The organism is Demequina sp. (genome assembly GCA_024707205.1).
Classification (GTDB): Bacteria; Actinomycetota; Actinomycetes; order Actinomycetales; family Demequinaceae; genus Demequina.
In genome coordinates this window covers 2,090,395-2,115,402 of sequence record JANQAD010000001.1, presented here as the reverse complement: position 1 = coordinate 2,115,402, position 25,008 = coordinate 2,090,395, and the positions used below count along the sequence as shown (strand labels likewise).

29 protein-coding genes, 3 tRNA genes and 1 pseudogene are annotated in these 25,008 nt (G+C 67.8%); 21 read left to right on the top strand and 12 right to left on the bottom strand.

Annotation, left to right across the window (positions count from 1 at the left end; translation table 11 throughout):
• The first annotated feature begins 20 nt into the window (after window positions 1-20).
• The gene (locus NVV57_10880) at window positions 21-1,583 is read left to right on the top strand and encodes an NAD(P)/FAD-dependent oxidoreductase (protein ID MCR6713156.1); all 1,563 of its coding nucleotides are present in this window, start codon (window positions 21-23) and stop codon (window positions 1,581-1,583) included.
• A gap of 114 nt (window positions 1,584-1,697) precedes the next feature.
• Here NVV57_10880 and NVV57_10875 read toward each other — a convergent pair.
• A tRNA-Val gene (locus NVV57_10875) sits at window positions 1,698-1,771 on the bottom strand.
• Window positions 1,772-1,830: 59 nt separating this feature from the next.
• Here NVV57_10875 and NVV57_10870 point away from each other — a divergent pair.
• Together NVV57_10870 and NVV57_10865 are read left to right on the top strand one after the other, a co-directional pair.
• Window positions 1,831-2,886: a hypothetical protein gene (locus NVV57_10870; protein MCR6713155.1), complete on the top strand. Its 1,056-nt coding sequence runs from the start codon at window positions 1,831-1,833 to the stop codon at window positions 2,884-2,886.
• A 20-nt stretch (window positions 2,887-2,906) separates the two neighbouring features.
• Complete coding sequence (locus NVV57_10865) at window positions 2,907-4,442, top strand: hypothetical protein (protein MCR6713154.1); 1,536 nt, start codon at window positions 2,907-2,909, stop codon at window positions 4,440-4,442.
• 22 nt (window positions 4,443-4,464) lie between these two features.
• Here NVV57_10865 and NVV57_10860 read toward each other — a convergent pair whose 3' ends face one another.
• The 3 genes from NVV57_10860 to NVV57_10850 are packed head-to-tail and all read right to left on the bottom strand — an operon-like array spanning window position 4,465 to window position 5,929.
• Window positions 4,465-5,025: an NAD(P)H-dependent oxidoreductase gene (locus tag NVV57_10860; protein MCR6713153.1), complete on the bottom strand. Its 561-nt coding sequence runs from the start codon at window positions 5,023-5,025 to the stop codon at window positions 4,465-4,467.
• Between the two features lie 11 nt (window positions 5,026-5,036).
• Window positions 5,037-5,504 carry a redoxin domain-containing protein gene (locus tag NVV57_10855; GenBank protein ID MCR6713152.1) on the bottom strand — a complete coding sequence of 156 codons (468 nt, stop codon included), beginning with the start codon at window positions 5,502-5,504 and terminating at the stop codon, window positions 5,037-5,039.
• Entirely contained in the window at window positions 5,501-5,929 is a 429-nt protein-coding gene (locus NVV57_10850; GenBank protein ID MCR6713151.1) for a DUF3052 domain-containing protein, read from the bottom strand. The genes NVV57_10855 and NVV57_10850 overlap by 4 nt, the downstream gene beginning before the upstream one ends.
• A 340-nt stretch (window positions 5,930-6,269) precedes the next feature.
• On the opposite strand from NVV57_10850, the gene aceE reads away from it, so the two are divergent.
• Window positions 6,270-8,981, top strand: coding sequence for a pyruvate dehydrogenase (acetyl-transferring), homodimeric type (gene aceE / locus NVV57_10845; GenBank protein MCR6713150.1), 2,712 nt, complete (start codon window positions 6,270-6,272; stop codon window positions 8,979-8,981).
• Here the strand turns inward: aceE and NVV57_10840 are convergent.
• Window positions 8,978-10,123: a hypothetical protein gene (locus NVV57_10840; protein MCR6713149.1), complete on the bottom strand. Its 1,146-nt coding sequence runs from the start codon at window positions 10,121-10,123 to the stop codon at window positions 8,978-8,980. The two genes, aceE and NVV57_10840, sit on opposite strands and share 4 nt — an antisense overlap.
• 90 nt (window positions 10,124-10,213) lie before the next feature.
• Between NVV57_10840 and NVV57_10835 the strand changes: the two genes are divergently transcribed.
• The 5 genes and pseudogenes from NVV57_10835 to NVV57_10815 all read left to right on the top strand — a co-directional run bounded on the left by NVV57_10835 (window position 10,214) and on the right by NVV57_10815 (window position 14,988).
• Window positions 10,214-11,383 (top strand): helix-turn-helix domain-containing protein, encoded by a 1,170-nt coding sequence (locus tag NVV57_10835; GenBank protein ID MCR6713148.1) that lies wholly within the window; start codon window positions 10,214-10,216, stop codon window positions 11,381-11,383.
• Window positions 11,384-11,462: 79 nt separating this feature from the next.
• Complete coding sequence (locus NVV57_10830) at window positions 11,463-12,383, top strand: ACP S-malonyltransferase (protein MCR6713147.1); 921 nt, start codon at window positions 11,463-11,465, stop codon at window positions 12,381-12,383.
• 5 nt (window positions 12,384-12,388) lie between these two features.
• A complete protein-coding gene (locus tag NVV57_10825) occupies window positions 12,389-13,381 on the top strand; it encodes a ketoacyl-ACP synthase III (GenBank protein ID MCR6713146.1) in 993 nt (330 codons plus the stop codon).
• An 80-nt stretch (window positions 13,382-13,461) separates the two neighbouring features.
• Entirely contained in the window at window positions 13,462-13,707 is a 246-nt protein-coding gene (locus tag NVV57_10820; protein ID MCR6713145.1) for an acyl carrier protein, read from the top strand.
• 45 nt (window positions 13,708-13,752) lie between these two features.
• Window positions 13,753-14,988, top strand: a pseudogene (locus NVV57_10815) (beta-ketoacyl-[acyl-carrier-protein] synthase family protein).
• 7 nt (window positions 14,989-14,995) lie between these two features.
• Here NVV57_10815 and NVV57_10810 read toward each other — a convergent pair.
• Both NVV57_10810 and NVV57_10805 read right to left on the bottom strand, forming a co-directional pair.
• Window positions 14,996-15,361: a nuclear transport factor 2 family protein gene (locus NVV57_10810; protein ID MCR6713144.1), complete on the bottom strand. Its 366-nt coding sequence runs from the start codon at window positions 15,359-15,361 to the stop codon at window positions 14,996-14,998.
• Complete coding sequence (locus tag NVV57_10805) at window positions 15,361-15,858, bottom strand: DUF3145 domain-containing protein (GenBank protein MCR6713143.1); 498 nt, start codon at window positions 15,856-15,858, stop codon at window positions 15,361-15,363. Before NVV57_10805 ends, NVV57_10810 begins: the two co-directional genes overlap by 1 nt.
• A 203-nt stretch (window positions 15,859-16,061) precedes the next feature.
• Here NVV57_10805 and NVV57_10800 point away from each other — a divergent pair, with 203 nt between their 5' ends.
• On the top strand, window positions 16,062-16,694 hold the full coding sequence (locus NVV57_10800; GenBank protein MCR6713142.1) for an NAD(P)H-hydrate epimerase: 633 nt from the start codon (window positions 16,062-16,064) through the stop codon (window positions 16,692-16,694).
• Here NVV57_10800 and NVV57_10795 read toward each other — a convergent pair.
• Window positions 16,691-17,188, bottom strand: coding sequence for a peptide deformylase (locus tag NVV57_10795; GenBank protein MCR6713141.1), 498 nt, complete (start codon window positions 17,186-17,188; stop codon window positions 16,691-16,693). The two genes, NVV57_10800 and NVV57_10795, sit on opposite strands and share 4 nt — an antisense overlap.
• Window positions 17,189-17,247: 59 nt before the next feature.
• On the opposite strand from NVV57_10795, the gene NVV57_10790 reads away from it, so the two are divergent.
• From NVV57_10790 to NVV57_10780, 3 genes are all read left to right on the top strand, one after another.
• Window positions 17,248-17,805, top strand: coding sequence for a GNAT family N-acetyltransferase (locus tag NVV57_10790; GenBank protein MCR6713140.1), 558 nt, complete (start codon window positions 17,248-17,250; stop codon window positions 17,803-17,805).
• Between the two features lie 28 nt (window positions 17,806-17,833).
• Window positions 17,834-18,685: an NAD(P)H-hydrate dehydratase gene (locus NVV57_10785; GenBank protein MCR6713139.1), complete on the top strand. Its 852-nt coding sequence runs from the start codon at window positions 17,834-17,836 to the stop codon at window positions 18,683-18,685.
• An 83-nt stretch (window positions 18,686-18,768) separates the two neighbouring features.
• A complete protein-coding gene (locus NVV57_10780; GenBank protein ID MCR6713138.1) occupies window positions 18,769-18,975 on the top strand; it encodes a CsbD family protein in 207 nt (68 codons plus the stop codon).
• Window positions 18,976-18,978: 3 nt separating this feature from the next.
• On the opposite strand, the gene NVV57_10775 is transcribed toward NVV57_10780, so the two are convergent.
• A tRNA-Ile gene (locus tag NVV57_10775) sits at window positions 18,979-19,055 on the bottom strand.
• Window positions 19,056-19,156: 101 nt separating this feature from the next.
• On the opposite strand from NVV57_10775, the gene NVV57_10770 reads away from it, so the two are divergent.
• Window positions 19,157-19,232: transfer RNA gene (locus NVV57_10770), tRNA-Asn, on the top strand.
• 209 nt (window positions 19,233-19,441) lie between these two features.
• Here the strand turns inward: NVV57_10770 and NVV57_10765 are convergent.
• Complete coding sequence (locus NVV57_10765; GenBank protein ID MCR6713137.1) at window positions 19,442-20,104, bottom strand: hypothetical protein; 663 nt, start codon at window positions 20,102-20,104, stop codon at window positions 19,442-19,444.
• Window positions 20,105-20,287: 183 nt separating this feature from the next.
• On the opposite strand from NVV57_10765, the gene NVV57_10760 reads away from it, so the two are divergent.
• The 6 genes from NVV57_10760 (at window position 20,288) to NVV57_10735 (ending at window position 23,799) form a co-directional block, all read left to right on the top strand.
• Window positions 20,288-20,995, top strand: a complete 708-nt coding sequence (locus tag NVV57_10760; protein MCR6713136.1) for a hypothetical protein — start codon at window positions 20,288-20,290, stop codon at window positions 20,993-20,995.
• A gap of 336 nt (window positions 20,996-21,331) precedes the next feature.
• The gene (locus NVV57_10755; GenBank protein ID MCR6713135.1) at window positions 21,332-22,099 is read left to right on the top strand and encodes a hypothetical protein; all 768 of its coding nucleotides are present in this window, start codon (window positions 21,332-21,334) and stop codon (window positions 22,097-22,099) included.
• Window positions 22,086-22,550, top strand: a complete 465-nt coding sequence (locus tag NVV57_10750; GenBank protein ID MCR6713134.1) for a PIN domain-containing protein — start codon at window positions 22,086-22,088, stop codon at window positions 22,548-22,550. The genes NVV57_10755 and NVV57_10750 overlap by 14 nt, the downstream gene beginning before the upstream one ends.
• 106 nt (window positions 22,551-22,656) lie before the next feature.
• Window positions 22,657-22,875, top strand: coding sequence for a hypothetical protein (locus tag NVV57_10745; GenBank protein MCR6713133.1), 219 nt, complete (start codon window positions 22,657-22,659; stop codon window positions 22,873-22,875).
• A 262-nt stretch (window positions 22,876-23,137) separates the two neighbouring features.
• On the top strand, window positions 23,138-23,569 hold the full coding sequence (locus tag NVV57_10740; GenBank protein ID MCR6713132.1) for a hypothetical protein: 432 nt from the start codon (window positions 23,138-23,140) through the stop codon (window positions 23,567-23,569).
• Window positions 23,566-23,799 (top strand): hypothetical protein, encoded by a 234-nt coding sequence (locus NVV57_10735; protein ID MCR6713131.1) that lies wholly within the window; start codon window positions 23,566-23,568, stop codon window positions 23,797-23,799. The genes NVV57_10740 and NVV57_10735 overlap by 4 nt, the downstream gene beginning before the upstream one ends.
• 246 nt (window positions 23,800-24,045) lie before the next feature.
• Here NVV57_10735 and NVV57_10730 read toward each other — a convergent pair whose 3' ends face one another.
• Together NVV57_10730 and NVV57_10725 are read right to left on the bottom strand one after the other, a co-directional pair.
• The gene (locus tag NVV57_10730) at window positions 24,046-24,429 is read right to left on the bottom strand and encodes a hypothetical protein (protein ID MCR6713130.1); all 384 of its coding nucleotides are present in this window, start codon (window positions 24,427-24,429) and stop codon (window positions 24,046-24,048) included.
• The gene (locus NVV57_10725) at window positions 24,426-24,629 is read right to left on the bottom strand and encodes a hypothetical protein (protein MCR6713129.1); all 204 of its coding nucleotides are present in this window, start codon (window positions 24,627-24,629) and stop codon (window positions 24,426-24,428) included. The genes NVV57_10730 and NVV57_10725 overlap by 4 nt, the downstream gene beginning before the upstream one ends.
• Window positions 24,630-24,753: 124 nt before the next feature.
• Between NVV57_10725 and NVV57_10720 the strand changes: the two genes are divergently transcribed.
• Window positions 24,754-24,945, top strand: a complete 192-nt coding sequence (locus NVV57_10720; protein MCR6713128.1) for a hypothetical protein — start codon at window positions 24,754-24,756, stop codon at window positions 24,943-24,945.
• The last annotated feature ends 63 nt before the right edge of the window (window positions 24,946-25,008 follow it).

The window sequence follows — 25,008 nt, the reverse complement described above, 5'->3', positions numbered from 1 at the left end:
ACTGCCGTAGATTCGACAAGGTGCGAGCACACCCGGACCCTTCGCGTGTCGATGTCGTTGTCGTGGGAGCCGGACACAACGGGCTTACCGCAGCCGCGTACCTGGCGAAGGCTGGAAAGACCGTGTTGGTCCTCGAACGAGCCGATCACGTTGGCGGCGCGAGCGTGTCTGCCCAGGTCTTTCCCGGTGTCGACGCGCACTTGAGCCGCTACTCATACCTCGTGTCGCTCATGCCGTCCGTGCTCCGCAGCGAGTTGGGCCTGCGCTTCGAGCTGCGGCGCCGGCGGTTCTCCTCGTTCACTCCCGACCCCTCGGACCCTGCTCGCGCCCTTCTCGTCGACACGCAGGACCTCCAGGGCACCCAGGACTCGTTCGCCTCGGTGGGCGCCGGACGCGATGGCGCAGCATGGGCGGAGTTCTACTCGCGAACCGGCGCGCTCGCCCGTCGGGTGTTCCCCACGATGACCGAGCCCCTGCTGAGCCCCGGCGAGGCACGCTCGCTCCTCGGCCCTGAGGACTGGCGCGACTTCGTCAAGCGGCCCATCGGTGAACTCGTGGACCGCACCTTCGGCTCCGACCTCGTTCGCGGCGTGGTGCTCACCGACAGCCTCATCGGGACGTTTGCCAGGCCGGACGCCCTCGACGGGCTTGCCAATCGCTGCTTCCTGTACCACGTGATCGGCGGCGGAACGGGAGACTGGGACGTCCCCGTCGGCGGCATGGGGGCCGTGATCGGGGAACTGGAACGCGCCGCCCGCGGCGCGGGTGCGGAGGTGCGCATCGGGGCCACCGTGACCGCGATCGACCCGGGCTCCCCCGCCGCCGAGGCGACCGTCGCGTGGACCGACGCAGACGGTGGCGAACACGAGATATCGGCGGGGCGCGTGCTCGCCGCGTGTGCGCCCGCGGTGCTCGATCGGCTGCTCGGCCGCGAGCCGGACTGGCCGGAGGGCGCCCAGCTGAAGGTGAACATGCTCCTGGATCGGCTGCCGCGGCTGCGCAGCGCGGCGGACCCCGCAGCGGCGTTCGCCGGCACGTTCCACATCAACGAGACTCAGACCCAACTCGCCGCCGCGTACGAGGAGGCCGCGGCGGGAGCCGTGCCCTCGCTGCCGCCCGCGGAGATCTACTGCCACACGCTCACGGATCGCACGATCCTTGGGCCCGAACTCCGAGCCGGCGGCGCCCATACGCTGACGCTGTTCGCGCTGCACCAGCCGGCGCGGCTCTTCCGCGACGACCCCGAGTCGGCACGCGCGGCAGCGGTGGCGGCGACCCTCGCCTCCCTCGACTCCGTTCTCGCCGAGCCCATCAGCGACTGCCTCTCCACCGCGCCCGACGGGACCCCGTGCATCGAGGCACGCTCGCCGGTGGACCTCGAGGACGATCTCGCGATGCCCGGCGGTCACATCTTCCACGGCGACCTGAGCTGGCCCTGGGCGAAGTGCGAAGAGGACTCAGGCACGTGGGGCGTCGCGACCGAGTTCCCGCGGGTGCTGCTCGCGGGTGCCGGCACACGGCGCGGGGGCGGGGTGAGCGGCATCGGGGGCCGCGATGCGGCGATGGCCCTGCTCACACCGTGAGCCGACGCGGGCCGGGCCGTGCCGAACCTCAGTGCCCTGCAGGGCCTCCCCGCCCGCGCGAAACGAACATGACCGCCCTATAGGGGACCTACTCCATGACAACGGCATCGAGAGTGGGCCCTACCGGACTCGAACCGATGACACCTGCGGTGTAAACGCAGTGCTCTAACCAACTGAGCTAAGGGCCCGCGCCCATTCTCCCGGCGCGCGCCGCTGTCGCCAAACCGGAGACGAATACGCTGGGCTCGTGACGACCGCAAACGAGTCCAAGGTGCGCTCCCTCCTGCGCCGACGCTGGGTGAAGCCCACCGCGATCCTCCTCATCAGCATCGTCGTGGGCTGGTTCATCATCCGGTTCGTCGGCAAGATCTCGTGGTCCGCCGTTGGTGACGCGATCCGGTCGGTGTCTTTCGCGGAGCTCCTCGCGCTCATCGGCCTGCTGCTCGTGCGCCAGCTCGTCAACGCCATGCCCATTGCGCGCTTCACCCCGGGGCTCGGCACGCCCCGCGCGGTCGTGAGCGACCTCAGCGCCAACCTCGCCGGCACCATCGCGCCCCCGCCCGGCGACGTCGTGGTGCGCATAGCCCAGTTCCGCACATGGGGAATCAACCCGGTCGACGGCATGGCAGGCGCCACGCTCAACATGCTGATCTTCTACGGCGCCCGCTTCGCGGCGCCCGCGCTCGGCGCCGCGATCTTCTGCATCTACTCTTTCGAGTCGGGCCGCGTCGTCACGGGCGTGATCTCCCTCATCATCGCGGTAGTCATCGTCGCCGTGTTGGTCGGCGTGCTTCAGTCCGACGCTGTGGCTGAGCGGCTCGCTCGGCGCGCCGCGCGCGGGGCCGCGGTCGTTGGCGCTGCGGTGGACGAGCGGCGCTGGGTGGACGCCGTGGTCGACTTCCGGCGGCGGATCGGCACAACGCTGAACCGCAACCTCGCTCCATCCCTCGCCGCGATGATCGCGGGGATCGTGGTAGACGCGGGGATCCTGCTCGCCGCGGTGCGCTTCGTCGGGATCGGCGGCGACGTTGCGCCGTGGCCCGTCGTGATCGGCGCGACGCTGCTTGCCTACCCGCTGACGATCCTTCCGATGTTCGGGCTGGGCGTCATGGATGCGGTGGTCATCGCGTCGATCGTGGATGTCGCGGGCGTCGAATACGAGTCGGCCCTCGTGGGAGCCACGATGGTGTGGCGCGTGATCACGCTTGGGGGCACCCTCGCGCTCGGAGCCCTCGCGATGGCCTGGTGGAAGGCCACGTCGCGCGCTGTCGATTCCTCCACACCTGACCCCTCCGTCACGTGAACTGGTGCGATGATTCGTGCGTGGCAGCGCAGATCATCAATCGCACCGAGCACAACGGCGTCCCGGTCCTCTGGTCCGACATTCGGACCACCTTCAGCGGAGCCCTCATCTTCGGGGTTGGCGTGCAGGACGAGCTCGCGCGGACGTCGGGGGTGTCGCACCTGCTTGAGCACCTGGTCATGAGCCAGGTGGGCGAAGTGACTATCAACCACAACGCGTCGACCGACGGCGAGAGCCTGTCGTTCTACGCGCAGGGTCCGGCCGCGCTCGTCGCGGACTTCCTGAACAGGGTCGGCACCTCGATCGCCGAGATCGCCGCGGTCACGAACGAGGCCATCGCCGCGGAGACCTCGCACATCGCCGCCGAGCTCGGCGACGGCAACGAGCGCACGGGCACCGGCCCGTTGCTGGAGCGCTACGGCGCGGCAACGCTCGGACTGCTTGACCTCGGCTTCCCAGCGCACAGGTCGCTCACGCGCGAGCAGGCGCTCGACTGGGCCGCAAACTGGCTCCACGCCGGCAACGCCGTTCTCGCCTTCTCCGGGCCCGTTCCCGAGAGCCTCGACGTTCACCTGCCCGACGCGCGGACCACGCCGGTGCGCGCCACGCCAACGGCGCTGCCGTACCGGCGACACGGGTGGGTCGCGGGCGGGAGGCTGCCGCTCGCGGCAACCATCGAGATCTCAAACCCCGATCGCAACGTGAAGTACGTCACCGGCGCGGCTATCAGCCGGGCGCTCCTCGATGACCTGCGCATGGAGAGGCACCTCGTCTACAGCGTGGATGGCGCCGGATTCCCCACCGATGTGGAGACCTCCGCCATCACATTTGTGCTCGACCCGCAGCCCGCTGACATCCTGGCCACGGCGGAGGGCGTGCTTCAGGTGCTTCGCCGTCTCGCAGCGGAGGGCCCCTCCCAACGGCTGCTCGACCGCATGGTGACGGAGGAGCGCAATCTCGAGGAAGACTCCGATGCCCTCTACGCGAACCTCATTGGGGGCGCTACGCGATGGGTGCGCGCCGGCGTTGAGCCGCTTGGCATCGAACACGAGCCCGTCGCCAAGGTCGACGCTGACTCGGTCCGGGCGACCGTGGCCGCCGCGCTCGACTCGATCCTGATATCGCTCGGCGACTTCGACACCAATCTCACCCCCGAGCAGGTGACGGAGCGGCTCGGCCTCCCCTGGGCGCGCGAGCCCCAGGGCCACTACGAGTCGATGTCCGGCACCCAGATCTTCAAGGCGCTGATGAAGTCAGACGCCGACACGTTCGACCCCAAGATGTTCTCGAAGCTCCGCGGTCAGCAGATCATCGTCGACAGTGAGAGGGTCACGTGGACCGGATCCGACTTCGGCGTCATCGAATGCCGCTGGGACGAGATCGTCCTCGCGGGTCGCTGCAGGGAGTGCGGCTTCTGGGACATCACCGACCTCACCGGCGGTGGATTCGTGCTCAGGCCGTCGCTGTGGAGGGGCGGAGACAAGCTCATCGCCAAGCTCGAGGCCAAGGTGCCCACCGCCGTCCGGTACCCCATCGAACACACGCCCTGGCACTGAACCCAGCCACAGCGTCGGGCCGCTAGCGGATGGTCGCGAGCGCCTGAGACCACTTGAGCAGTTCGTCAAGCATCCTGTTCGCGAGCCCCGGCGCGCTCTCCGGCGGCGTGAACACCCCGTCGTGGATGTGCCCCTTCACGAACTGAATCGGCACGGACGCGGGGATGGCGTGCACGTTGACATTGCTCAACAGCAGTCGCAGCGACTGGGTGGATCGCAGCCCGCCGGAGATCCCGCCATAACTCACGATTCCCGCCGCCTTGTGCCCCCACTCTTGCGAGAGGCACTGGATCGCGTTCACGAGCGCCGCTGGAGCGAAGAAGTCGTACTCGGGGGTGACGAACAGGAAGGCGTCGGCGGCGCCGATCGCCTCGGACCAGCGCTTGGTGTGCTCGTGCTGGTACTTCTTGAGGCTCGGGTGCTCGGGCTCGTCGAGGAGCGGGAGGTCGAAGTCCGCGAGATCGACGAGCGTGGGCTCGAAGCCGCCGTGGTCTTGGGCCGCCTGCAGTGCCCATGCTGCGACGCTCGGGCCCACGCGGCCGGGGCGGGTGGATGCGATGATGACGGCGAGCGAGAGGGTCATGCCCTCAATCATCACCCACCGAGAAGGGTGCTCACCTCGCGGCGGTAATCCTCGATGTCTCGCGCCTGGCCCTTGGGGTTGACCACGGACCACCGCACAACGCCGTCGGCGTCGATGAGGAACGTGCCGCGGGTCGCGAGGCCCTCGCGCGGATTGAACACCCCGTAGTCGCGCGCGACATCACCGTGCGGCCAGAAGTCGCTGAGGAGCGGGGACCGATAGGAGTGGGTGTCCGCCCACGCCTTCATCGTGTAGATCGAGTCGCACGACGCGACCACGACGATGAGGTCATCCCGGCCCTGCAGGTCCACGGCATTGCGCAGTTCCACGAGCTCGTTCGTGCACACGTCGCTGAACGCGAAGGGCACGAATACCAGGAGTATCGCCGTTCCCTTGTGGTCTTGAAGGGAGAAGGCGCGGCCGTGCTGGTCTGTAAGGGTGAACGCCGGGGCCGGGCGGCCGTCGAGCGCGTTGGTCACTTGGACCGGCCCTTCTCCAGCAACTGGGTCGCGGTCCAGCTCTCGCCGATCACGAAGGTCGAGGTGGCGTGCAGTCCCGCGAGAGAGGCAGCCTCGCCCACCTCGCGAGCGTCGACGTGCCCGGACACGCCCTTCTTGGGGGTCAGCAGCCACACGCACGCGCCGTCATCGAGGAGGCTCTGCACGTCCATGAGGAGGTCGGCGAGGTCGTCATCGCCTTCGCGGTACCAGACGATCGCACCGTCGGTCACGTCGCCGTAGTCCTCGTCCACCAGGCTCTCGCCGGTGGCCGACTCGATGCTGTCCCTGAAGCCCTCATCGCAGTCGTCGTCGTAGCCGAACTCCTGGATGACAAAGCCGGGCCTGAGGCCAAGCCGCGCGATCGTTCCGGATTCTCCGGTGGTCGCACCGTCGGTAGTGGCCACGGTGGCGCCGCTCCTTTCGTTGAGGTCAGCTCGTCGAGCCGTTCCGCCCACAGTAGAGGCACGCGGGCGGCCTTCGCAACGAGCCAGCCACAGCGTCGGGCCCACATCTCGCCAAACTCGCCCACCCCCGCATCCTGTCGGTACAAACAGGTCGCTAACGCGCGGGATTCGACCTCCTTGTACCGACAGGATGCGAAAGCGGAGGGCGTGCGGCCCGACGCTGTGGCTGGGACGCCCCACGGCCCTCCAAGGCTGTGACAAGATAAATGGCAGATGCGCGCAACCGCGCGAGCCCTCACCGACACGGCGCATACCCCCGCGCCAGCAAGGACGGTCATCCGTGGACACATTCGGCGCAGTCGACAAGGACCCGAACGAGACCGAGGAATGGCTCGAGTCGCTCGACGGGCTCATCGAGACCGGCGGCGAGAGCCGCGCGGAATACATCCTTGAGCAGCTCGTGGACCATGCGGCGTCCAAGCAGCTCTCGCTGCCCCTGACCCTCAACACCCCGTACGTCAACACGATCGACGTGAACGACGAGCCCGAGTTCCCTGGCAACGAGGAGATCGAGCGCCGCTACCGCGGGTGGATCCGCTGGAACGCGGCGGTCATGGTGACGCGCGCGCAGGCGGCGGGCAAGGGAGTTGGCGGTCACATCTCGTCCTACGCGTCGGTGGCGACGCTGTACGAGGTTGGCCTCAACCACTTCTTCAAGGGCAAGGACCACCCCGGTGGCGGTGACCAGGTCTACTTCCAGGGCCATGCGGCTCCGGGCGTGTACGCGCGGGGCTTCGTCGAGGGACGGCTGAGCGCGGACGACCTCGACTCGTTCCGCCAGGAGAAGTCGGGACCCGGCCGCGGCCTGTCCTCCTACCCCCACCCGCGGCTCATGCCCGAGCTGTGGGAGTTCCCAACGGTGTCAATGGGTCTGGGCCCCGCATCGGCGATCTACCAGGCATGGACCAACCGCTACCTGCACCTGCGCGGCATCAAGGACACGTCCGAGCAGCACGTGTGGGCGTTCCTCGGCGACGGCGAGATGGACGAGCCGGAGAGCCGCGGCATGCTGCAGCTTGCGGCAAACCAGCAGCTCGACAACCTCACCTTCGTGGTCAACTGCAACCTGCAGCGCCTCGATGGCCCCGTCCGCGGCAACGGCAAGATCATCCAGGAGCTCGAGGCGTTCTTCCGCGGCGCCGGCTGGAACGTCATCAAGGTGATCTGGGGCCGCAACTGGGACCCGCTGCTCGCCAAGGACGACAGCGGCGCCCTCGTGAACCTCATGAACACCGTCCCCGACGGCGACTTCCAGACCTTCCGCGCTGAGTCTGGGGCGTTCATCCGCGACCAGTTCTTCGGCGGCGACCCGCGCGCCAAGGAACTCGTCAAGGACATGACTGACGACGAGATCTGGGCGCTCAAGCGCGGCGGCCACGACTACCGCAAGCTCTACGCCGCCTACCTCAAGGCCACCACCAGCCAGAACGGCAAGCCCACCGTCATCCTCGCGAAGACGATCAAGGGCTACGGACTGGGCACGAACTTCGCGGCCCGCAACTCGACGCACCAGATGAAGAAGCTCGCCGCGGCCGACCTCAAGGTGCTGCGCGACACGTTCGACATCCCGTTCACCGACGAGCAGCTCGAGGCCGACCCGTACAACCCGCCGTACTTCCACCCGGGCAACGACGATCCCGCGATCCAGTACATGCTCGAGCGCCGCCGCATCCTCGGCGGGTTCGTCCCCGAGCGGCGCACCACGCACACCGAGGTCAAGCTCCCCGACGACAGGACCTATGAGCTGCTGGCGAAGGGCTCCGGCAAGCAGGAGGTCGCCACGACGATGGCGTTCGTGCGCCTGTTCAAGGACCTCATCCGCGACCCCGAGTTCGGCAACCGCCTGGTCCCGATCATTCCCGACGAGGCCCGCACCTTCGGCCTCGACGCGATCTTCCCGAGCGCCAAGATCTTCAACACCCAGGGCCAGAACTACCTGCCGGTGGACCGCGAGCTGATGCTCTCCTACAAGGAGTCAGAGGCCGGCCAGATCATGCACACCGGCATCAACGAGGCCGGCTCCGCCGCCGCGTTCCAGGCCGTCGGCACGTCGTACGCGACGCACGGCGAGCCGCTCGTGCCGTTCTACATCTTCTACTCGATGTTCGGCTTCCAGCGCACCGGCGACCAGTTCTGGGCGGCGGGAGACCAGCTCACGCGCGGCTTCATCATCGGCGCCACCGCGGGCCGCACCACGCTCACGGGGGAGGGATTGCAGCACGCCGACGGCCACTCGCCTCTGCTTGCCGGCACCAATACGGCTGTGGTTCAGTACGACCCCGCGTTCGGGTACGAGATCCGGCACATCGTGCGCGACGGACTCAAGCGCATGTACGGCGACGACGGCCGCGACCCCAACGTCATGTATTACCTCACGGTGTACAACGAGCCGATTCACCAGCCGGCGGAGCCGGAGGACGTTGACGTCGAGGGCATCCTGCGCGGCATCCACCGCGTGGCCGCCGCACCCGACGGGCCGGGACCAGAGGCGCAGATTCTCGCCTCCGGCGTTGCCCTGCCCTGGGCGCTCGAGGCGGCCGAGCTGCTGGAGCACGACTTCGGAGTTCGCGCGGGCGTGTGGTCCGTGACGTCGTGGAACGAGCTGCGCCGCGACGCCCTCGCCGCCGAGAAGGCCGCTTTCCTCAATCCAGGCGAGGAACCGCGAGTGCCGTACGTCACCGCGAAGCTGCAGGGAGCGTCGGGCCCGTTCGTGGCGACCACCGACTACGACCACCTGGTGCCGGACCAGATCCGCGCGTGGGTGCCCGGCGACTACGCGGTGCTCGGCGCCGACGGGTTCGGGTTCAGCGACACTCGTGCCGCCGCCCGCAGGTTCTTCCTGATCGACGGGCCCTCAACGGCCTGCCGCGTGCTGTACGCGCTCGAGAGGCGCGGACAGGTGGCACCGGGCACCACCGCTTCCGCGATCGCCAAGTACGAGCTCCACGACGTCCGCAAGGGCGCCTCGGGCAACGCGGGCGGCGACGCCTAGGGAGTGTTCGGTTCCTCCGGCTTCTCGACGGGCTGGGTCGCCTCCGGGTCTTCCACGGGCTCGAGTTCGGCGTCCTCTGTCACCGGAAGCACTTCGGTCTCCGCGGCCGCGGGCATGACCTGCGTCTCGGGGACCGCGTCGTCGTCCTGAGACGAGAGCCACGCCGCCGACCCGGCCGCGGCGGCCTTCCCGCCGCCCGAATCGCGGTCGCTTGCGGCCCGATCGCTCCCGCCAGCCTGGGAGGGCTTGTCGGCGGGCTTTTCTGAGGGCGCCGGCTCCGTTGGCGTGAACGCCCCAACCGGCTCGAGATCCGGCGCGGCGGAGCCACCCGTGGCCGCGGTGCCCGTTGGCGTTGCCGTCCCCGAGTTCGCCGCGTACTGCTTCGCCTCCCTGATGGAGCGCCCAACCGAGACGGCGAGCGCGATGACGATGACGAGCAGCAGCGCACCGGTGATCCACAGCGCCACGATGAGTCCGGTCGCGAACACGCCTTCGGCGTTGATTCGCAGGTAGCCGGCCATGTCGCAATCGCCTTCGTCCGCGTTGATGTACCCGAACACCTGGTACGTGCCGCGCAACTGGAGCCCGATCTGGTCCTCGATGTCGTCGAGGTACTTCTGCACCTTCTCCTCGCCGAAGAATTCCGTGGCGCCGGCCGCGTTGTCGCGCTCCGCGGTGAACAGCGTGATCGGAACACCGCCAATGGAGATACCAAGCCCGCTGTCCCAGTTGGTGAGCACCTCGTCGGTCGAGGAGGTGAAGCTCACGGTGTCGTCGGGCGTGGTGTCGAAGGGATCGAACGCGCTGGTGTCTGTGGGGCTGGCCTCGTCGGTCGCCGACGTCATGGTGAGCGTGCAGCCATCGCTGATGGAGCCGGCATCCATGAACGTCTCCGGAATGCCCGTGAGCGCGACCCCGCCGAACACACCGGCGATCACCATCGTCGTCACGAATCGCTTCTTGCCGCGCCGTGTGGTCTGCGTCAGCAGCAGCTCAACGAGCGCGATCGACAGCGCGAGCACGCCGAACAGGATGAACCGGTCTGGGGGTGCGACGCCCAGCTGCCAGAGCAGGGCGACGATGACGGCTCCCAGCAGCAGACCTAGAAGCAGACCGAGCAGCGGCTTTGGGCGTGGCTTCATGGCGACTCCTTCGCGTCCCGTCCACCGTATCGGCTGGGCTCGATCGCCGCACGGCCAAGCGCGGCGAGGTGGCGCCCGTATGCTGGCGCCATGGTCACGGCGGAGATGCGAGCGCAGACCCTGCGCAAGCTCCGCGCAGGCAGCGGCCGCCTCACCACGGCGGCCCTCAAGAGCCTCGACGAGAACTACAAGTGGTTCTCCGATCTGCCGGCGCAGGAGCGGTCGTGGGTCGGAACGGTCGCCCAGGCCGGGGTGGACGCGTTCATCGGCTGGTATGAGAATCCCGCCGCGCACACGCGGGGCGCGGCGGAGGTGTTCGCCGCCGCCCCTCCGGAGCTCACGCGCTCCATCTCGCTGCAGCACACTCTCGCGATCGTGCGCACGCTCGTGCGGATCGTCGAGGAGCAGTCTGACGACTTCGCTTCACCAGGTTCGGAGCAGGCGCTTCGCGAGGCCATCCTGCGCTACTCGCGCGAGATCGCGTTCTCGGCCGCGGAGGTCTACGCCAGGGCCGCGGAGACGCGAGGGGCGTGGGACGCGCGGCTCGAGGCGCTGGTTGTCGATGCGCTCGTTCGCGGCGAGGTTGACGACGACCTGCCTTCGCGCGCGGCGGCGCTTGGGTGGAAGCCAGGCCCGACGCTCGCGATGGTTGGCAGCACGGACGGGCCTTTGGGTGAGGTCCAGTCGGCAGAGTTGCGCCGCTCCATTCGCCGCGCCGCCCCGGGGGCCCTCGTGGGGATCCACGGCGAGGACCTCGTGATCATCGCCCGCAGCGACCTCGCGGTGTCCGATCTCGCGACGCAGCTCCTCGCGTGCTTCGGCGCCGGGCCCGTCGTCACCGGACCGCCCGCGGTCACGCTGCTCGAGGTGGCACGGTCAACGAGGGCGGCGCTCTCGGGACGCAGCGCCGCGCCCGCCTGGGCTCTCGCGCCACGTCCGGCGTCCGCCGACGACCTGCTCCCCGAGCGCGTGCTGATCGGCGACACCTCGGCGCGAGATCGACTCATCGCGGTGGCATACGACCCCATCGTGAAGGCCGGCGGCTCCCTCGCCGAGACCGTGGCCACCTACCTCGACTGCGGGCGATCGCTGGAGCTGGCCGCCCGCACGATGTTCGTGCACGCCAACACCGTGCGCTATCGCCTCAAGAAGGTCGCGGAGCTGACGGGCTGGGACGTCTTGTCCACTCGCGACGCTCACGTCCTCGAGACCGCCTTTGCGCTCGGCAGGCTGAGAGACTCCTCACGCACAGTTTTGTAGGATATCGACAAAGGGCGCGTACCGAATCGGTGCCCGCCGAACCCGCCACGAACCCCGGAAGTGAGGCACGCTAGTAACCATGCTTGCCGTCCTGTGCCCTGGCCAGGGTGCGCAGACCCCCGGAATGTTGAGCCCATGGCTCGAGATTGACGCGGTCGCCGCACACCTCGCCGCGTTGTCGGAAGCCACCAACGTAGACCTTGCCGCCCACGGCACCACGTCCGACGCGGACACCATCCGCGACACCGCGATCGCCCAGCCGCTCCTCGTGGCGACGGCCCTCCTCACCGCCCGCGCCCTGCTGGCCGACGGCGTACCCGCCGGATCGGTCGTGGCGGGTCACTCTGTCGGCGAGTTCGGAGCCGCGGCGCTGGCAGGCGTCCTCACGGACGCGGAGGCCCTCTCGCTTGTCACGACCCGCGGGGCCGCCATGGCGGCCGCCGCGGCCGCTGCGGAGCCCACCTCGATGGCCGCGGTCCTTGGAGGCGAGACCACAGAGGTCGACGCCGCGCTCGCCGCCCTTGGCCTCACCCCGGCCAACGTCAACGGCGGCGGCCAGGTGGTCGCTGCGGGCTCGAAGGCCGCCATCGGCGAGCTCGTGGCGAACCCGCCCGCTCGCGCCCGCGTGATCGAGCTGCAGGTCGCCGGCGCCTTCCACACCCACTTCATGGCCCCGGCCGTCGACGCCCTGGCCGCGGCAGCGTCGGGCATAAGCCCAAGCCAGCCCACCGCCACCCTGCTTTCGAACGCAGACGGCACGGCGGTCGGCAGCGGCGACGAGGCGCTCGCACGGCTCGTGCGCCAGGTGGCGAACCCCGTGCGCTGGGACCTTTGCATGGAGCGGATGCTGGAACTCGGCGTGACGGGCATCATTGAGGTGGCGCCGGGCGGCGTCCTCACCGGGCTCGCCAAGCGCGTCATGAAGGGCGTACCGGCGGTGGCGCTCAAGACGCCAGACGACCTTGCGTCCGCCCGCGAACTGGTGGAGGAGCACGCGTGACCAAGATGACCATCCGGCGAGGCCCGGAGTTCTCTCGCATTCGAGGGCTCGGCGTGGCACGCGGCGAGAACGTCGTCACGAACGACGACATCGCCGGCCCCATCGAGTCCTCCGACGAGTGGATCCGTCAGCGCACCGGCATGATCACGCGCGTGCGCGCCGGAGCGGACACCTCGCTGCTCGACCTGGCCGAGGCGGCCTCTCGCGACGCGTTGGCCCACGCCGGCCTTGACGCTTCCGAGGTGGATGCCGTCATCCTCTCGACGATCTCGTTCCCGCACATGACGCCCGGCGGTGCGCCAACGCTCGCGACCCGGCTCGGCATCGAGGCTCCGGCCGCGTGGGACATCTCGGCCGCGTGCGCGGGCTACTGCTACGCGATCGCGCAGGCGGACGCGCTGGTCCGTTCGGGCCAGAGCCGCAACGTGCTCGTGATCGGCGCCGAGAAGATGAGCGACTTCATCGACCCCACGGACCGCTCCATCTCGTTCCTGCTGGGCGATGGCGCGGGCGCGGTCGTCATCGGTGCCTCCGACCACGCGGCCATCGGCCCCACCATCTGGGGCTCGGACGGCTCGGGCGCGGACCTCATTCGCCAGACCAACTCGTGGCTCGAGCTGCGCGACGACCCCACGCTGCCGTTCCCCACGCTGCGCCAAGAGGGGCCGTCCGTCTTCAAGTGGGCGTCGTTCCAGATGGGTCCCGTAGCGTCCGAGGCGATCACCGCGGCGGGCCTCACGCCTGCAGACATCGCGGCCTTCATCCCCCACCAGGCGAACATGCGGATCATCGATCAGATGATCAAGCAGATCGGCCTGCCGGACTCCGTGGCCGTGGCGCGCGACATCGCCGACTCTGGCAACACGTCCGCGGCGTCCATCCCGCTGGCCACGGAGCGGCTGTACCGCGAGGGGCTCGTCAAGAGCGGCGACCTCGCCCTGCAGATCGGCTTCGGGGCCGGCCTGGTCTACGCCGCGCAGGTCGTGGAACTGCCGTGACCGGACCCAGAGACTAGATTCGTACACGTTCACACTGAACCTGATGCGCTCGCATCACCCAACCCGCTAAGGAGCACCGCATGGCACTGCCCGAGAACGAGGTCCTCGCCCACCTGGCCGAGATCGTGTCCGAGGAGACCGGCATCGACACCGCTGAGATCCAGATGGACAAGTCCTTCACCGACGACCTCGACATCGACTCGCTGTCGATGATGACGATCGTCACGCTTGCCGAGGAGAAGTTCGACGTCCGCATCCCCGACGAAGAGGTCAAGAACCTCGTCACGGTCGGCGACGCGGTCACGTTCATCGCCAACCAGGAGTAGTAACTCCCCCGTCTGTCCCACCCACATCACTTTCGGAGAATCCCCATGAATGTCGTCGTCACTGGCCTAGGGCGCCACCACCCCGCTTGGCGGGGACGTGCCCAGCACGTGGGAGTCGGCTCTCGCCGGGAGGTCCGGAGTGCGCACTCTCGAGTACGACTGGGTGGAGAAGTACCACGTGCCGATCACGATCGCGGGCCAGCTCGTGGTGAGGCCCGATGAGGTCCTCACGCGGCCCGAGATGAAGCGCATGGACCCGATGTCGCAGTATGCGATCGTCGCCACGCGCGAGGCTTGGGCGGACGCTGGCTCGCCCGAGGTGGACAAGCTTCGCCTCGGCACCGTGGTGTCCACGGGAATCGGCGGCGTCTGGACCATGCTCGACGCGTGGGACACGGTGCGCGATCGCGGCCCCGAGCGGGTGCTCCCGCTGTCCGTGCCGATGCTCATGCCCAACTCGGCAACGGCGTACGTCGAGCTTGAGCTCGGCGCGAAGGCGGGCGCGCACGCGGTGGTTTCCGCGTGCGCGTCCGGCGCCGAGGCCCTCGCGCTCGCCTACGACATGATCCAGTCTGGACGCGCCGACATCGTGGTTGCCGGAGGCACGGAGGCGGCGATTCACCCGCTGCCGATCTCGACCTTCGCGGCCATGAAGACGCTGTCCAAGCGGCTCGATGACCCCGAGCGCGCATCACGCCCCTATGACATCGACCGCGACGGCTTTGTGCTTGGCGAGGGCGCGGCCGTCATGGTGCTGGAGTCCGAGGAGCACGCGGTGGCCCGCGGCGCGCGCATTCGCGCGCGACTGCTGGGAACCGGCCGCACCGCGGACGGGTACCACATCGCCGCGCCAGAGCCCACGGGCGACGGCCAGAAGCGGGCCATGCTCGCCGCGGTGGAGCAGGCGGGCCTCACGCTCGCCGACATCTGCCACATCAACGCGCACGCGACCTCGACGCCTGTTGGCGACCCCATTGAGGCCCGCGGCATCCGCGACCTGCTCGGCCCCCACACCGACGACGTGCTCGTCTCGGCCACCAAGTCCATGACCGGGCACCTACTCGGGGGGCGGGCGCGCTCGAGTCCGTCTTCACGATCAAGGCGCTCGAGGACCGCAAGGCTCCCCCGACCATCAACGTGGACAACCCCGATCCCGACCTCGCGATCAACCTCGTGCGCAACACGCCGGGCGCGCTCCCCGCGTCCGGAGATCTCGCGGCGATCAACAACTCGTTCGGCTTCGGCGGCCACAACGTGGCGCTGGTCTTCGGCACCGCCTGAGCCCCCGCTAGAGGGCCGCAGGCGTGCCCTGGTGGTACCGCAAGAGCCAGCGCGAGCCGTCGAGCACCCACACCGAACCCCGGTGCGCCGCACCGTGCCTCGAGTCCGTGGGGACGGTCTCGTAGCTCACGAGAGCGACTCCCGGCGCGATCTCGGCCACCGAGAACGTCTCCCGCGGGATGTCGACGGCGATCGGCACGGGGGGCATGCCGAGGACCTCGTCCCGCGAGAACACGCGCCCCGAACGGCCCACCTCGGTGAACTCCGGGTGCACCACGGCGTTCATGTAGGCGCGATCGAAGCGCGTCTCCGCGCGCCACATCGACTCCTCGAGGGCCTGCAGCGTGAGGACTGCGGTCGCGTCGAGCGCCACTACCCCACCCGGTGCAGCCAGCGCACGGGCGCCCCGTGCCCCGCGTAGCGGAAGGGCTCGAGCTCGTCGTCCCATGAGGTGCCGAGTGCGAGGTCCATCGCGCGCTGCATGTCGGCGAGCGAGCCGCCGGCGTCGAGCGCCGCGCGGATGCGGTCCTCGGGCACCACGATGTTGCCGTGGACATCGGTGACGGCGTGGAAGATGCCGAGCGATGGCGTGTGCGACCAGCGTCCGCCGTCGCAGCCGAAGGACGGGTCCTCGGTCACTTCGTAGCGCACGTGCTCCCAACCCCTGAGGGCGGACGCGAGCGTGGCCCCCGTGCCCTGCGGACCCTGCCAGGCAACTTCGGCACGCAGCAGGCCGGTGCCCGCGGGCTGATCGGTCCAGTCGAAGGATGCGCGCGGACCCAGCACGTTGCGCACGGCCCACTCGATGTGGGGGCACATTGCACGGGTCGCCGAGTGCACGAAAATGACACCGCGGGTGATTGCTGCCATGTCCCTTCCTTCCATGAGGTTCGTCTTCCCCAACGGCCTCGAAGGTTGCGCACGGCGCGCGATGTGCTCCTATCGTGCCTCACCGTGCGGAAAAACGGAAGTTCCGCCGCGCCTCTCCCCCAACTTCCTGTCGGTACATAGCGGTCGTTTCCGCGCGCGGAAACGACCCGCTTGTACCGACAGCGTGCGGAAGGAGGGGGTGAGTGGGACAGTGGGGCATGGCGTCGCAGCCAGAGCCCATGACCGCGTCCGCACTGAGGGCAGCCGAGCGCGTGACGATGCTGCACACCCCTGAGCCGGTGCTCATGGACCGCGCGGCTGCCGCGGTGGCCGGAGAGGCCACGGGCGCGAGTTCCGTCGCGCTCCTCATTGGCCGCGGCAACAACGGCGGCGACGCCCTGCTCGCCGGAGCGCTGCTCGCCGGGCGCGGCGTGCCCGTCGCGGCCGTACTGCTGTCGCCCGACGCTCACAAGAGGGGCCTCCTCGCCCTCGCCGAGGCCGGTGGCCAGGTTCTCGAGTGGGCGGTCAACCCCGAGGGTTCGGCGAACGCGATCGCGTCCGCCGACGTGGTCATCGACGGGATTGTCGGCATCGGCGGCACGGGAGGTCTGCGAGCGGACGCGCAAACTGCGGTGGAAGCGATCACCCCTGGTACCCGGGTCATTTCCGTGGATCTTCCGAGCGGCCTAGACCCAGACTCCGGCGATGCGGGCGCACCTCACGTCACCGCAGACACCACCGTCACGTTCACCGCGCCAAAGCTGTGCCTGACGCTCGACCCGGCCAAGGCGGCGGCCGGGCGCGTGGTGATCGTGGACGTCGGGGTGACGCTCTAGCCCTGCTCCAGCGACTCGCGCAGCTCCCGCATCGCCTGCTTGCGCACGTCCTTCTTGAGCCGGTCGAGGAACAGGTGCCCGTCGAGGTGGTCCACCTCGTGGTTGATGAGGCGCGCCCAGATCTCCTCGCCCTCGACGATCACGAGGTTGCCGTCGAGGTCGGTGCCCTCGGCGCGCGAGAAGGACGGCCTCTCGCACGGATACCAGAGCCCCGGAACAGAGAGGCAGCCCTCGTCGCCGAGCTCCTGCAGCTCCTCCGCCCGCTCAGTGATGACGGGGTTGAGGATGTAGCCGATGTCGCCGTCGATGTTCCACGAGAACGCTCGCAGGCTCACGCCGATCTGGTTGGCTGCGAGGCCCGCGCGCCCGTCGTGGTCCACGGTCTCGACAAGGTCCTCGACGAGTTGACGCACCGCGTCGTCGATGGTCTCGATGGGGGCGCATGGGGTGCGCAGCACGGGGTCGCCAATGGTCCGGATGTCACGAAAGGCCATGGCGGGATTCTCCCATGGGCGCGTATGCCACGGTGAACTCACCCGAGTATCGTCAGTACATGGAAGTCGTGTCCGAGCGCCTGGTACTGCGTCCCTTCGCCGAGAGCGACGTGGAGCACGTCCACGTCTACGCCTCGGACCCGGCCGTGTGCTTCTTCACCGACTGGGGCCCTAACTCCCTCGAGGACACCGAGGCGTTCGTCGCCGAGGCCGTCGCCTCCGGCCCGCCCCTCAACGTGGCGATCACGCTCGCCAAGGACCTGCTCGGTGCATCCGGAACGGTCCCTGCGGGAACGGTCGTCGGTGGCCTGAGCGCGTTCGGCGCGCTGCGTGGACCCGTGGACGCCAACCCCACGGTCCGGGAGCTCGGCTGGGTGGTGCGCCGCGACCTGTGGGGCCAGCGCATCGCCACGGAGGCGGTCGGCACGTTCCTCGATCACCTCGTCGCCGAGCACGGCATCGTCGAGTTCACGGCCCGCTGCCGACCCCAGAATCGCGCGTCCTCGCGCGTCATGGAGCACGTTGGAATGACGTACGTGGAGCGCATCCCCGACGACGTCATCGTGCGCGGCGAGCCGGCCGACTCCGAGATATACCGCCTGCTCATTCCCCAATAGCGGGCCGTGCCTGTGTCACGCTAGGGGCGTGAGCTCGGTGGAGTGGGCGCTTGAGGACGTCGCGGAACGCTGGCCCGTGCCCGACGCTGGGGACGACAAGTACTCGCGCGGCACCTTGGGCGTGGTCGCGGGTTCCGAGGCGTACCCAGGCGCGGCCGTGCTGGTTGTCTCTGGCGCGATCCGCGCGGGCGCCGGGATGGTGCGCTACGTGGGCCCCCGGCGGGCACAGGACCTGGTGCTAGCCGCCCGCCCAGAAGCCATCGTCCACGACAGCGCCGACGCTGCGGAGACCCTGCCTCGTGCGCGGGCGTGGGTGGTGGGGCCCGGCGTGGCCGACTACCCGGAACAGGACGCCGCGATCGGGTCCGTGGCCGCGTCCGGGCTGCCCATGGTGGTGGACGCCGGCGCGCTCGAGTCCGTTGCCGTGTCGAGGGCCGCTGGCGCGCGCGAGGCCTCGGCGGATCGCGTGCTCCTGACTCCTCACGCAGGTGAGCTGATCCGCACGCTCGGCGCGCTGCGCCACGACGTGACCCGCGCCGACGTTGAGCACGACCGCGGCGGTCACGCGCGCCTCCTCGCTGAGACCGCTCGGGCGACCGTGCTGCTCAAGGGCTCGGTCACCGTGATCGCCTCCCCTGGCGGCGCGCTGATCTGGCTTCCGGAGGCGCCCGCGTGGCTCGCGACGGCTGGTTCCGGCGACGTCCTGGCTGGTATTGCTGGGTCTTTGCTTGCCGCCGGTCTGCCCGCGGCCGAAGCTGGAGCGTGCGCCGCGTGGATCCACGCGCGGGCAGGGCTGCTCGCCTCAGCCGGGGGTCCTCTGGCGGCGCTCGACATCGCCGAGAACCTGCCCATCGCGATAGGCGACGTGCTCGCGGGCTGAGCCAACCCGTTGGGCAGGGGGAATAGATGCCAAGCCTTTGGCGTGGTCTTTAGTGACCCTCAACACCACTGGAGGTGGGAATCATGGGTACGGAAGACAAGATGCAGAACGCCGCCGAGGACCTGGCGGGCAAGGCCAAGGAGGCCGTTGGCTCCGCGACTGGCGACGAGCAGATGGAGGCCGAAGGCAAGATGGACCAGGCCAAGTCCGCCGTGAAGGACAAGGTCGAGGACGTCAAGGACTGGGCCGCAGAGAAGTTCAACGACGTGACGGACCGCGACGACAAGTAGTTGTGGTGGGGCGGGCGGGACTTGAACCCGCGACCGATGGATTATGAGTCCACTGCTCTAACCGGCTGAGCTACCGCCCCTGGGCCCGCGAACGGGCCGCCCGCAAGTCTAGCGAGGCCTGCGCGGACCCGTTTCCGTGTCCCAGGACGGTCCCGTGATCGGGTACAGTATTCGAGCGCGATCCTCCGTAGCTCAATTGGCAGAGCAGCCGACTGTTAATCGGCAGGTTACTGGTTCGAGTCCAGTCGGGGGAGCCAATGCACTAGGCCATTTACCAGGAACTTTCCTGCTAGGTGGCCTTTCGTGTTTCTCACCATGCGATCTATGTGCGATCCGAAACCTTTCCGATTGGGTCGTGCGATGCGCTTCGCCCGCTTATCTAGACCAGGAAGATCGCGCTGTGCGCCTCGCGGCGACCGCCCGGCGTCTCATCCTGGTCTCGTTCTGGGCCACCATTGCGGGGCGCCTACTCGTCCGTGTCGCCGTACGCGGGCCCGAGCAGTTCGTCGCCGTGCTTGCGATAGTCTGAATCCTTCGGCGTCCCCAGGTCTGTTCGCCAGAACACCCGATAGCGCACGTCGTACAAGCCCACCTTGTGGTCAAACATCTCTTCGGTCCGGTGCCGCGAATCCATCCCGAAGCCAGCGAGCGCACTCATCGTCTTGGCGGCACCGGTTGCGTCCTTCCCAGCGCGACGCTGCGCGGCCGCTTCGATTCGCTCCTGCTTGCGATTCCACCGGCGCGCTGCCAGATCATCCCGGCCCTGTTCCCACAGCTGCAACGCCTTCGGCACGTCAATGTCGGTTGCCTCGTCGCCGTCCAGCGTCTCCACGTAGAAGTTGTACGGCTGGTAGTCGATGTATAGGACCAACTTCACGTCGTTGGCCGTGTCGTCGCCGGTGTTGTGCAACATGAATACGCCGGGGCCTTTCCATATCCCCGCCCAGTCGACAAAGTGCGCTTCGGTCTCGCGCTCCTCGGTGCGCTTGGCGATAGTCACAGACTCCTGCGCGGCTTTCAGGGACAATTTCGCAGCGGCATCGCTGGACCGCGCCTTCCAGAACGCCAGGAATCCGGCTATCACGCCGAGCACTCCGACCAAGCCCCACACCCAAGCCCAGTCCTTCATGGTCCACCCCCTTGTTGTGCAGGTCGTTGCCTGGAACTAGATGGTACGGAAAGGGTCAGACGCGCGAGTGGTCCCGGCGCTCCCCGTACGAACAAAGGTCCACCGCTACCGGCGATCGCCCGCCGCCACGGAGTTCGGGGTGCCGGACGGCGCCAAGACCGCGCCCTCTGCCAGGATTGCTTGGTGCCCAATGACGAGAAGAACCCAGGATTCGAACTTTTCAACCAGATACTCGCTGGTGACGGCGCGAGCGCCTCGTTCCTAAAGTGCCACCTGATTCTCGAGAGTTTCCTTGAGGCGATTCTCGAAGACAACGCCGAGGATGCGAGCGCACTCGGAATCGGCCGCATGTCGTTCGCGCAGAAGGTCAACGTGTGTGCCGGCTTCGGGTTCGTGTCGCATGACGAGGTGGCGGCACTTCGTGCAGTGAATCGGGTCCGCAACTCTATGGCGCACACTCTCCACTTCGAGATCACGGCCGAGACGGTTGCGGACCTCGAAGGGTCACTGGCGGGCGTAGTGCGGGCCGGGCACGACGGGTGGTTGCAGGGCCGATCTGCTGCGAGCCTCGAGCGTGAAGAACGCATTCGGGGTTTCTTCCTACCTCTGGTCATGGTGATCGGGTTCAACGTCCTCAAGCGTCGTTTCGAGAAAGCTCACCTCGTGGAGCTCGAGTCCTACCGGCTGGCCGCCGCGCTGTCTAGCGCGGTCGCGGAGCTGGGGTCGGATCGCACCATAGGTACGCGTACTGACGAGGAGTTGCGGGATCACTTCAATATTCCTGATCCACCCAACCCCGGCGATGTGTTCGCACTGCTCCTCGAGCGCTGGCAGGCAACGCCTGTCGCGGAGGCGAATCACCGCAACGAGACTGGCGACTCGCGGCGCTAGGAATCCTGGCGAGGCCACGCGCGACCTGCGAGTAAGCGTCGGCGCCATGACCGGGCCTCTCCGCATCGAACATAAGTCGGCTGGCACGGCGATCCTCTGGCGGGGAGTCGAACCCTTCGGATGGGTAACCGTGTCACGCACAGATGGGCGCCTCACGTAGTCCGTATCCCCCCTGCATTCGCCCGGACGCCCAACACCCCAGATACGCGCCGCTAGCGCTGAGGCGGCGGCCGAGGCGTGGACGCAGTGGGAAGCGAGACCCTAACCGCGCACGACAACGCCGCCTCTTCACCGAATATCGGCTGAAATATCAGGGTGGGCGAGCATGATGGTGCCATGCAAGAGCTCGAACTCATCGTTGACGAAGGTCGCCCGGCCAATGCGGGGCGTTTCTTCGCGATGGGCGCTGACCTGCTCGCGCTCCTGGACGAACTCTCCGACGTGCCTATCTCCTGGCAAATCACCGAACTGCGAACCGGTTCCGCTGTTGCCAAAGTTGCCGCACCGCCCGACGCCCCCGACGCATCGACGTGGTTGCGCCTCGCCGTGAACTCTTTGAGCGCTGTGCAGGCGGGCGGCGGGTTGCCTGCGGATTGGAGCCCAGACGCCGTTAAGGTCGCCCACCGCTTCGTCGAACACGGCCAGCCGAACGACGACGAATCCGATTGGGTGCCGCCACGCCTCTACCTCGTGGGTGGGAAGCACGACCCCAGCGTGACACTTAATAAAGAACTCGGCGACCGACTCGCGGACCTTCAACCGTTCGAGCGCAAGATGCCCGGCGTCGTGCGTGGCGAACTCGTCGGACTCAACGTGTCGCGGGGCAACCGCGCCTCGTTGCGGTTGCAAAACAAGCGGATCGTGCGCGTCGCGTTCGAGAGTGCTCTGAGGGACGAACTCAAGAACGCGCTATACCAGCACGTAGAGGTGGCGGGGCTGGTGCGCCAGGATGACGACGGCCACGCGTTCCACGTGCGAGCCGAACGAATCGACGTTCTCGTCAAGCCGACGACGCGCTGGGTCGACCTCATAGGGATCGATCCCAACTACCTAGACGGCATGTCCGTCGACGAGTGGTTGGAGGCAAATCGTGGGCAGGCCTGAGAAGATCCGGTCGGTACTGCTGGACGCATCGGCGCTGATCGGTGTCATCCGGGGCGACGAGCAGTTCCTTTGCCTGCGGAACCTGCTCGCCGCTGTGGACCGCGGAGAAATCCAACTCGTCGAGTCCACCGCGATCCTCGCCGAGTTCCTGTATCAACACCCACAGGACTCCCCAGAGCACGATGTTGCCCGCCAAGCGGTTCTCAGCATGCTCGAGTCCCCTGACACGCAACTGGTGGACGTGTCCATCGCTGTCGCGCGGAAAGCCGGAGAGTTGCGAGTCAAGCACAGCCTCAAGACGTGGGACGCGGTTCACCTAGCTACCGCCATCGTCGCCAACGTGGACGTCGTAATTGTGCGCGATCACCGTTTCCCCGATGGCGACTGCGAAGGCGTCTACGTGAGCGAGCCGTACGACATCGACGACGACAAGCTGTTCTCGGCCCCCTAGCCGTCCACGGCGTTTGCGCCACCGTGCCGCGCGGGCGTCTCCGTCTCGACGCAGGGGGAAGCGGAGCCAGGCACTCATTGTCCGACCCCGTCCGTACCGTCACCGCGTGACCGAACCGCTCCGCATCGAGCACACGACGCCCGGCATGGCCGTTCTCTGGCGCGGCACCGAGCTCTTCGGGTGGGCAACCCTCACACGCACCGATGGGCGCCTCACGTGGTCGGTGTCTCCGCTGCACTCACCGGGGCGCCGAACGCCCGTCATCCGTGCGGCGAGCGCTGAAGCCGCAGTCGCGGCATGGAGTGAGTGGGAAGCGAAGGGCTGACGTGCTTTGAAATCGGTTCCCGCAGCCACCCATCGCTATTCGACCAAACATTGTTGAATTCCACGACACATTGTCGCCGCTTCGTATCACAGCGGTCGATTTGGCTACACATTTTTGAAAATGTCGTCAAACATCGAAACCGCTGATAATCCCGCAAATCACGGTTATTTTTCAGAGCGGTTGCGGAATATCGCCTTTCGCGCCAGGCTCGATATACACCGGTCCCCGCTGAGGGGGTCATTTCACGTAACAGGAGGCAGGCATGAGCGACGCACCCGACGACACCGCCGACCCAGAGAACCGCGCCGATAACGAAGCCACAGCCCGAGAGGCCTTGGTCCGTCTGACCATCGTGGCGGAACTCAACCGCGTGGCAGACGAGCTGGACCGCCAACTACCCGACGACCTCACATGGGTTCTGGACCACGTAACGAACTCCGACGACCACACGCGCATGGAAGAAATCCTGGCTTCCCCACGCTCCCTTGACGCCGAGAGGGTCGCACCACTTGGCAATTGGACGGTCGACCACCTCCGCACCCTTGCGATTACACGCCAGCGGGAGGCGGAGGCCGCAAAGGCGGAGGCGAAGAAGTTCGACAGCGCGGTCACGAAACTCGTGACCCTCATGAACGTGTCCGGGGCGCTGACGATTCGCGCCGCGGTCGAAACACTGACTCGGGGGCACGCATGAGCACCACACCCAGCGACCCGCGCGAGAACACCGCCGACGCCGACGAGGACCGTGTGCGACGCCGCGCCGAACAGCATGGACTGCGCCTCGAAAAGTCCCTCGGCGGATGGAGGACCGCAGGACCCTACGAGCTCGTGAACGCCGACACCTGGATCGTGGCCGGCAACCACGAGACCGTACACGGGTACACCTTGCAGCAAGTTGAGGAATACCTCGACGGCCTCACCTGACCGCCAGATAACGCCGCCCTGAACGGCACCATCGACTACATAGACGTAAACGTCGGCATCGCCGCGTCGAAGGCGCCCCGCTGGTGACAATGTCATGCCTGATACGGCCGGCAGGGTGCTCCGCGCCGGGTAGGCAAAAAGGTACCGGACGTCACCCCGGTCCCCTCTACGCGCGCTTCGTCTAGTCGCCGCTGAGCGCGTTGGCGATGGTCGCCACGGCGACGATGATCGCGAGCGTGACGGTGCTCACGGTTCCACGCAATCCCACATCAGCCCGTCAACGTACTCGGGGTCATGCTCGCCGTGAACCATCCATTCGTACGCGTCGTCATGGTGGGCGTGCTCACCGTCACCGAGCGGCCAAAAGTCGCCCGACGACATCGCGTGGCAGTCCCCGTCGCACGGGAAGAACAACACGAGCATTTCGCCGTCGATCAGCACGGGGCGGAATACCCAGCGCGCACCCTCAGCGCACGCCGCATCGCTGAACTCGAGCAACTCGGCAAAGGTGGCGTTGGGCACCGCGAACCCATTCCAGGTGCCGCGCTCGCCGCTGGGATGCGAGTAGGTCCCATCGGGGGCGGCAGTCGTCAGTGTCGCGGAGGTGCCGTCGAGCGTGTAGCCGCTCACAGCGCGGCCCAATCGCCCTCAAGCGTGTCGCTGACCACGCCCTCGCCGTCTAGCCAGTCATGAAAGCCGCATCGGTAGGCGATGGGGTCAACGGCCTTGAGAACGCGCGAAGCCTGGTAGCCCATCGGCTCGCCGTAAGCCTCGTCTAGTGCCTCGTCGTAGACGCTGAGCGCCTCGTCAATGGTGGTGTAACTTTGCATTGTCCTAGTTCCTTCCGAACTGGGTCCGCGCCCCGGGAGGTTGCCGCCTCGCCGGGGTTTCTTGTGTCTTCCTATTATAGCGCGCTATAGACAAGATGGCTGCATGCGGCCTACACTTCCGGCCATGGAAGCCAAGGAACTGAGCGCGCTCGCAAAACGGATCCGCACAACCACCGCGCAACTCGAGCAACTCACCGCAGCGCGTGACGCCGCGATCCGTGACGCACTCGCCGGCGGCACCGCCGTCACCGAGCTCGCCGCCATCTTTGGGCTCAGCATTCCCCGCGTCTACCAGATACGCGACGGGCGGCGCTAGGCGCGGTGAAGACGACTACGTGTCGCCTGTTCAGCAACAAAGCGTGTCGCGTGTCCTCCTCGG

What these genes read in the sequence shown, in the direction of transcription:
- NVV57_10860 (MCR6713153.1), bottom strand. Translation starts at nt 5,025, where the DNA reads ATGACCCTCTCGCTCGCCGTCATCATCGCATCCACCCGCCCCGGCCGC.
- NVV57_10840 (MCR6713149.1), bottom strand. Translation starts at nt 10,123, where the DNA reads ATGAAGCCACGCCCAAAGCCGCTGCTCGGTCTGCTTCTAGGTCTGCTG.
- NVV57_10835 (MCR6713148.1), top strand. Translation starts at nt 10,214, where the DNA reads ATGGTCACGGCGGAGATGCGAGCGCAGACCCTGCGCAAGCTCCGCGCA.
- NVV57_10830 (MCR6713147.1), top strand. Translation starts at nt 11,463, where the DNA reads ATGCTTGCCGTCCTGTGCCCTGGCCAGGGTGCGCAGACCCCCGGAATG.
- NVV57_10825 (MCR6713146.1), top strand. Translation starts at nt 12,389, where the DNA reads ATGACCATCCGGCGAGGCCCGGAGTTCTCTCGCATTCGAGGGCTCGGC.
- NVV57_10820 (MCR6713145.1), top strand. Translation starts at nt 13,462, where the DNA reads ATGGCACTGCCCGAGAACGAGGTCCTCGCCCACCTGGCCGAGATCGTG.
- NVV57_10805 (MCR6713143.1), bottom strand. Translation starts at nt 15,858, where the DNA reads ATGGCAGCAATCACCCGCGGTGTCATTTTCGTGCACTCGGCGACCCGT.
- NVV57_10795 (MCR6713141.1), bottom strand. Translation starts at nt 17,188, where the DNA reads ATGGCCTTTCGTGACATCCGGACCATTGGCGACCCCGTGCTGCGCACC.
- NVV57_10790 (MCR6713140.1), top strand. Translation starts at nt 17,248, where the DNA reads ATGGAAGTCGTGTCCGAGCGCCTGGTACTGCGTCCCTTCGCCGAGAGC.
- NVV57_10780 (MCR6713138.1), top strand. Translation starts at nt 18,769, where the DNA reads ATGGGTACGGAAGACAAGATGCAGAACGCCGCCGAGGACCTGGCGGGC.
- NVV57_10765 (MCR6713137.1), bottom strand. Translation starts at nt 20,104, where the DNA reads ATGAAGGACTGGGCTTGGGTGTGGGGCTTGGTCGGAGTGCTCGGCGTG.
- NVV57_10755 (MCR6713135.1), top strand. Translation starts at nt 21,332, where the DNA reads ATGCAAGAGCTCGAACTCATCGTTGACGAAGGTCGCCCGGCCAATGCG.
- NVV57_10740 (MCR6713132.1), top strand. Translation starts at nt 23,138, where the DNA reads ATGAGCGACGCACCCGACGACACCGCCGACCCAGAGAACCGCGCCGAT.
- NVV57_10735 (MCR6713131.1), top strand. Translation starts at nt 23,566, where the DNA reads ATGAGCACCACACCCAGCGACCCGCGCGAGAACACCGCCGACGCCGAC.
- NVV57_10725 (MCR6713129.1), bottom strand. Translation starts at nt 24,629, where the DNA reads ATGCAAAGTTACACCACCATTGACGAGGCGCTCAGCGTCTACGACGAG.
- NVV57_10720 (MCR6713128.1), top strand. Translation starts at nt 24,754, where the DNA reads ATGGAAGCCAAGGAACTGAGCGCGCTCGCAAAACGGATCCGCACAACC.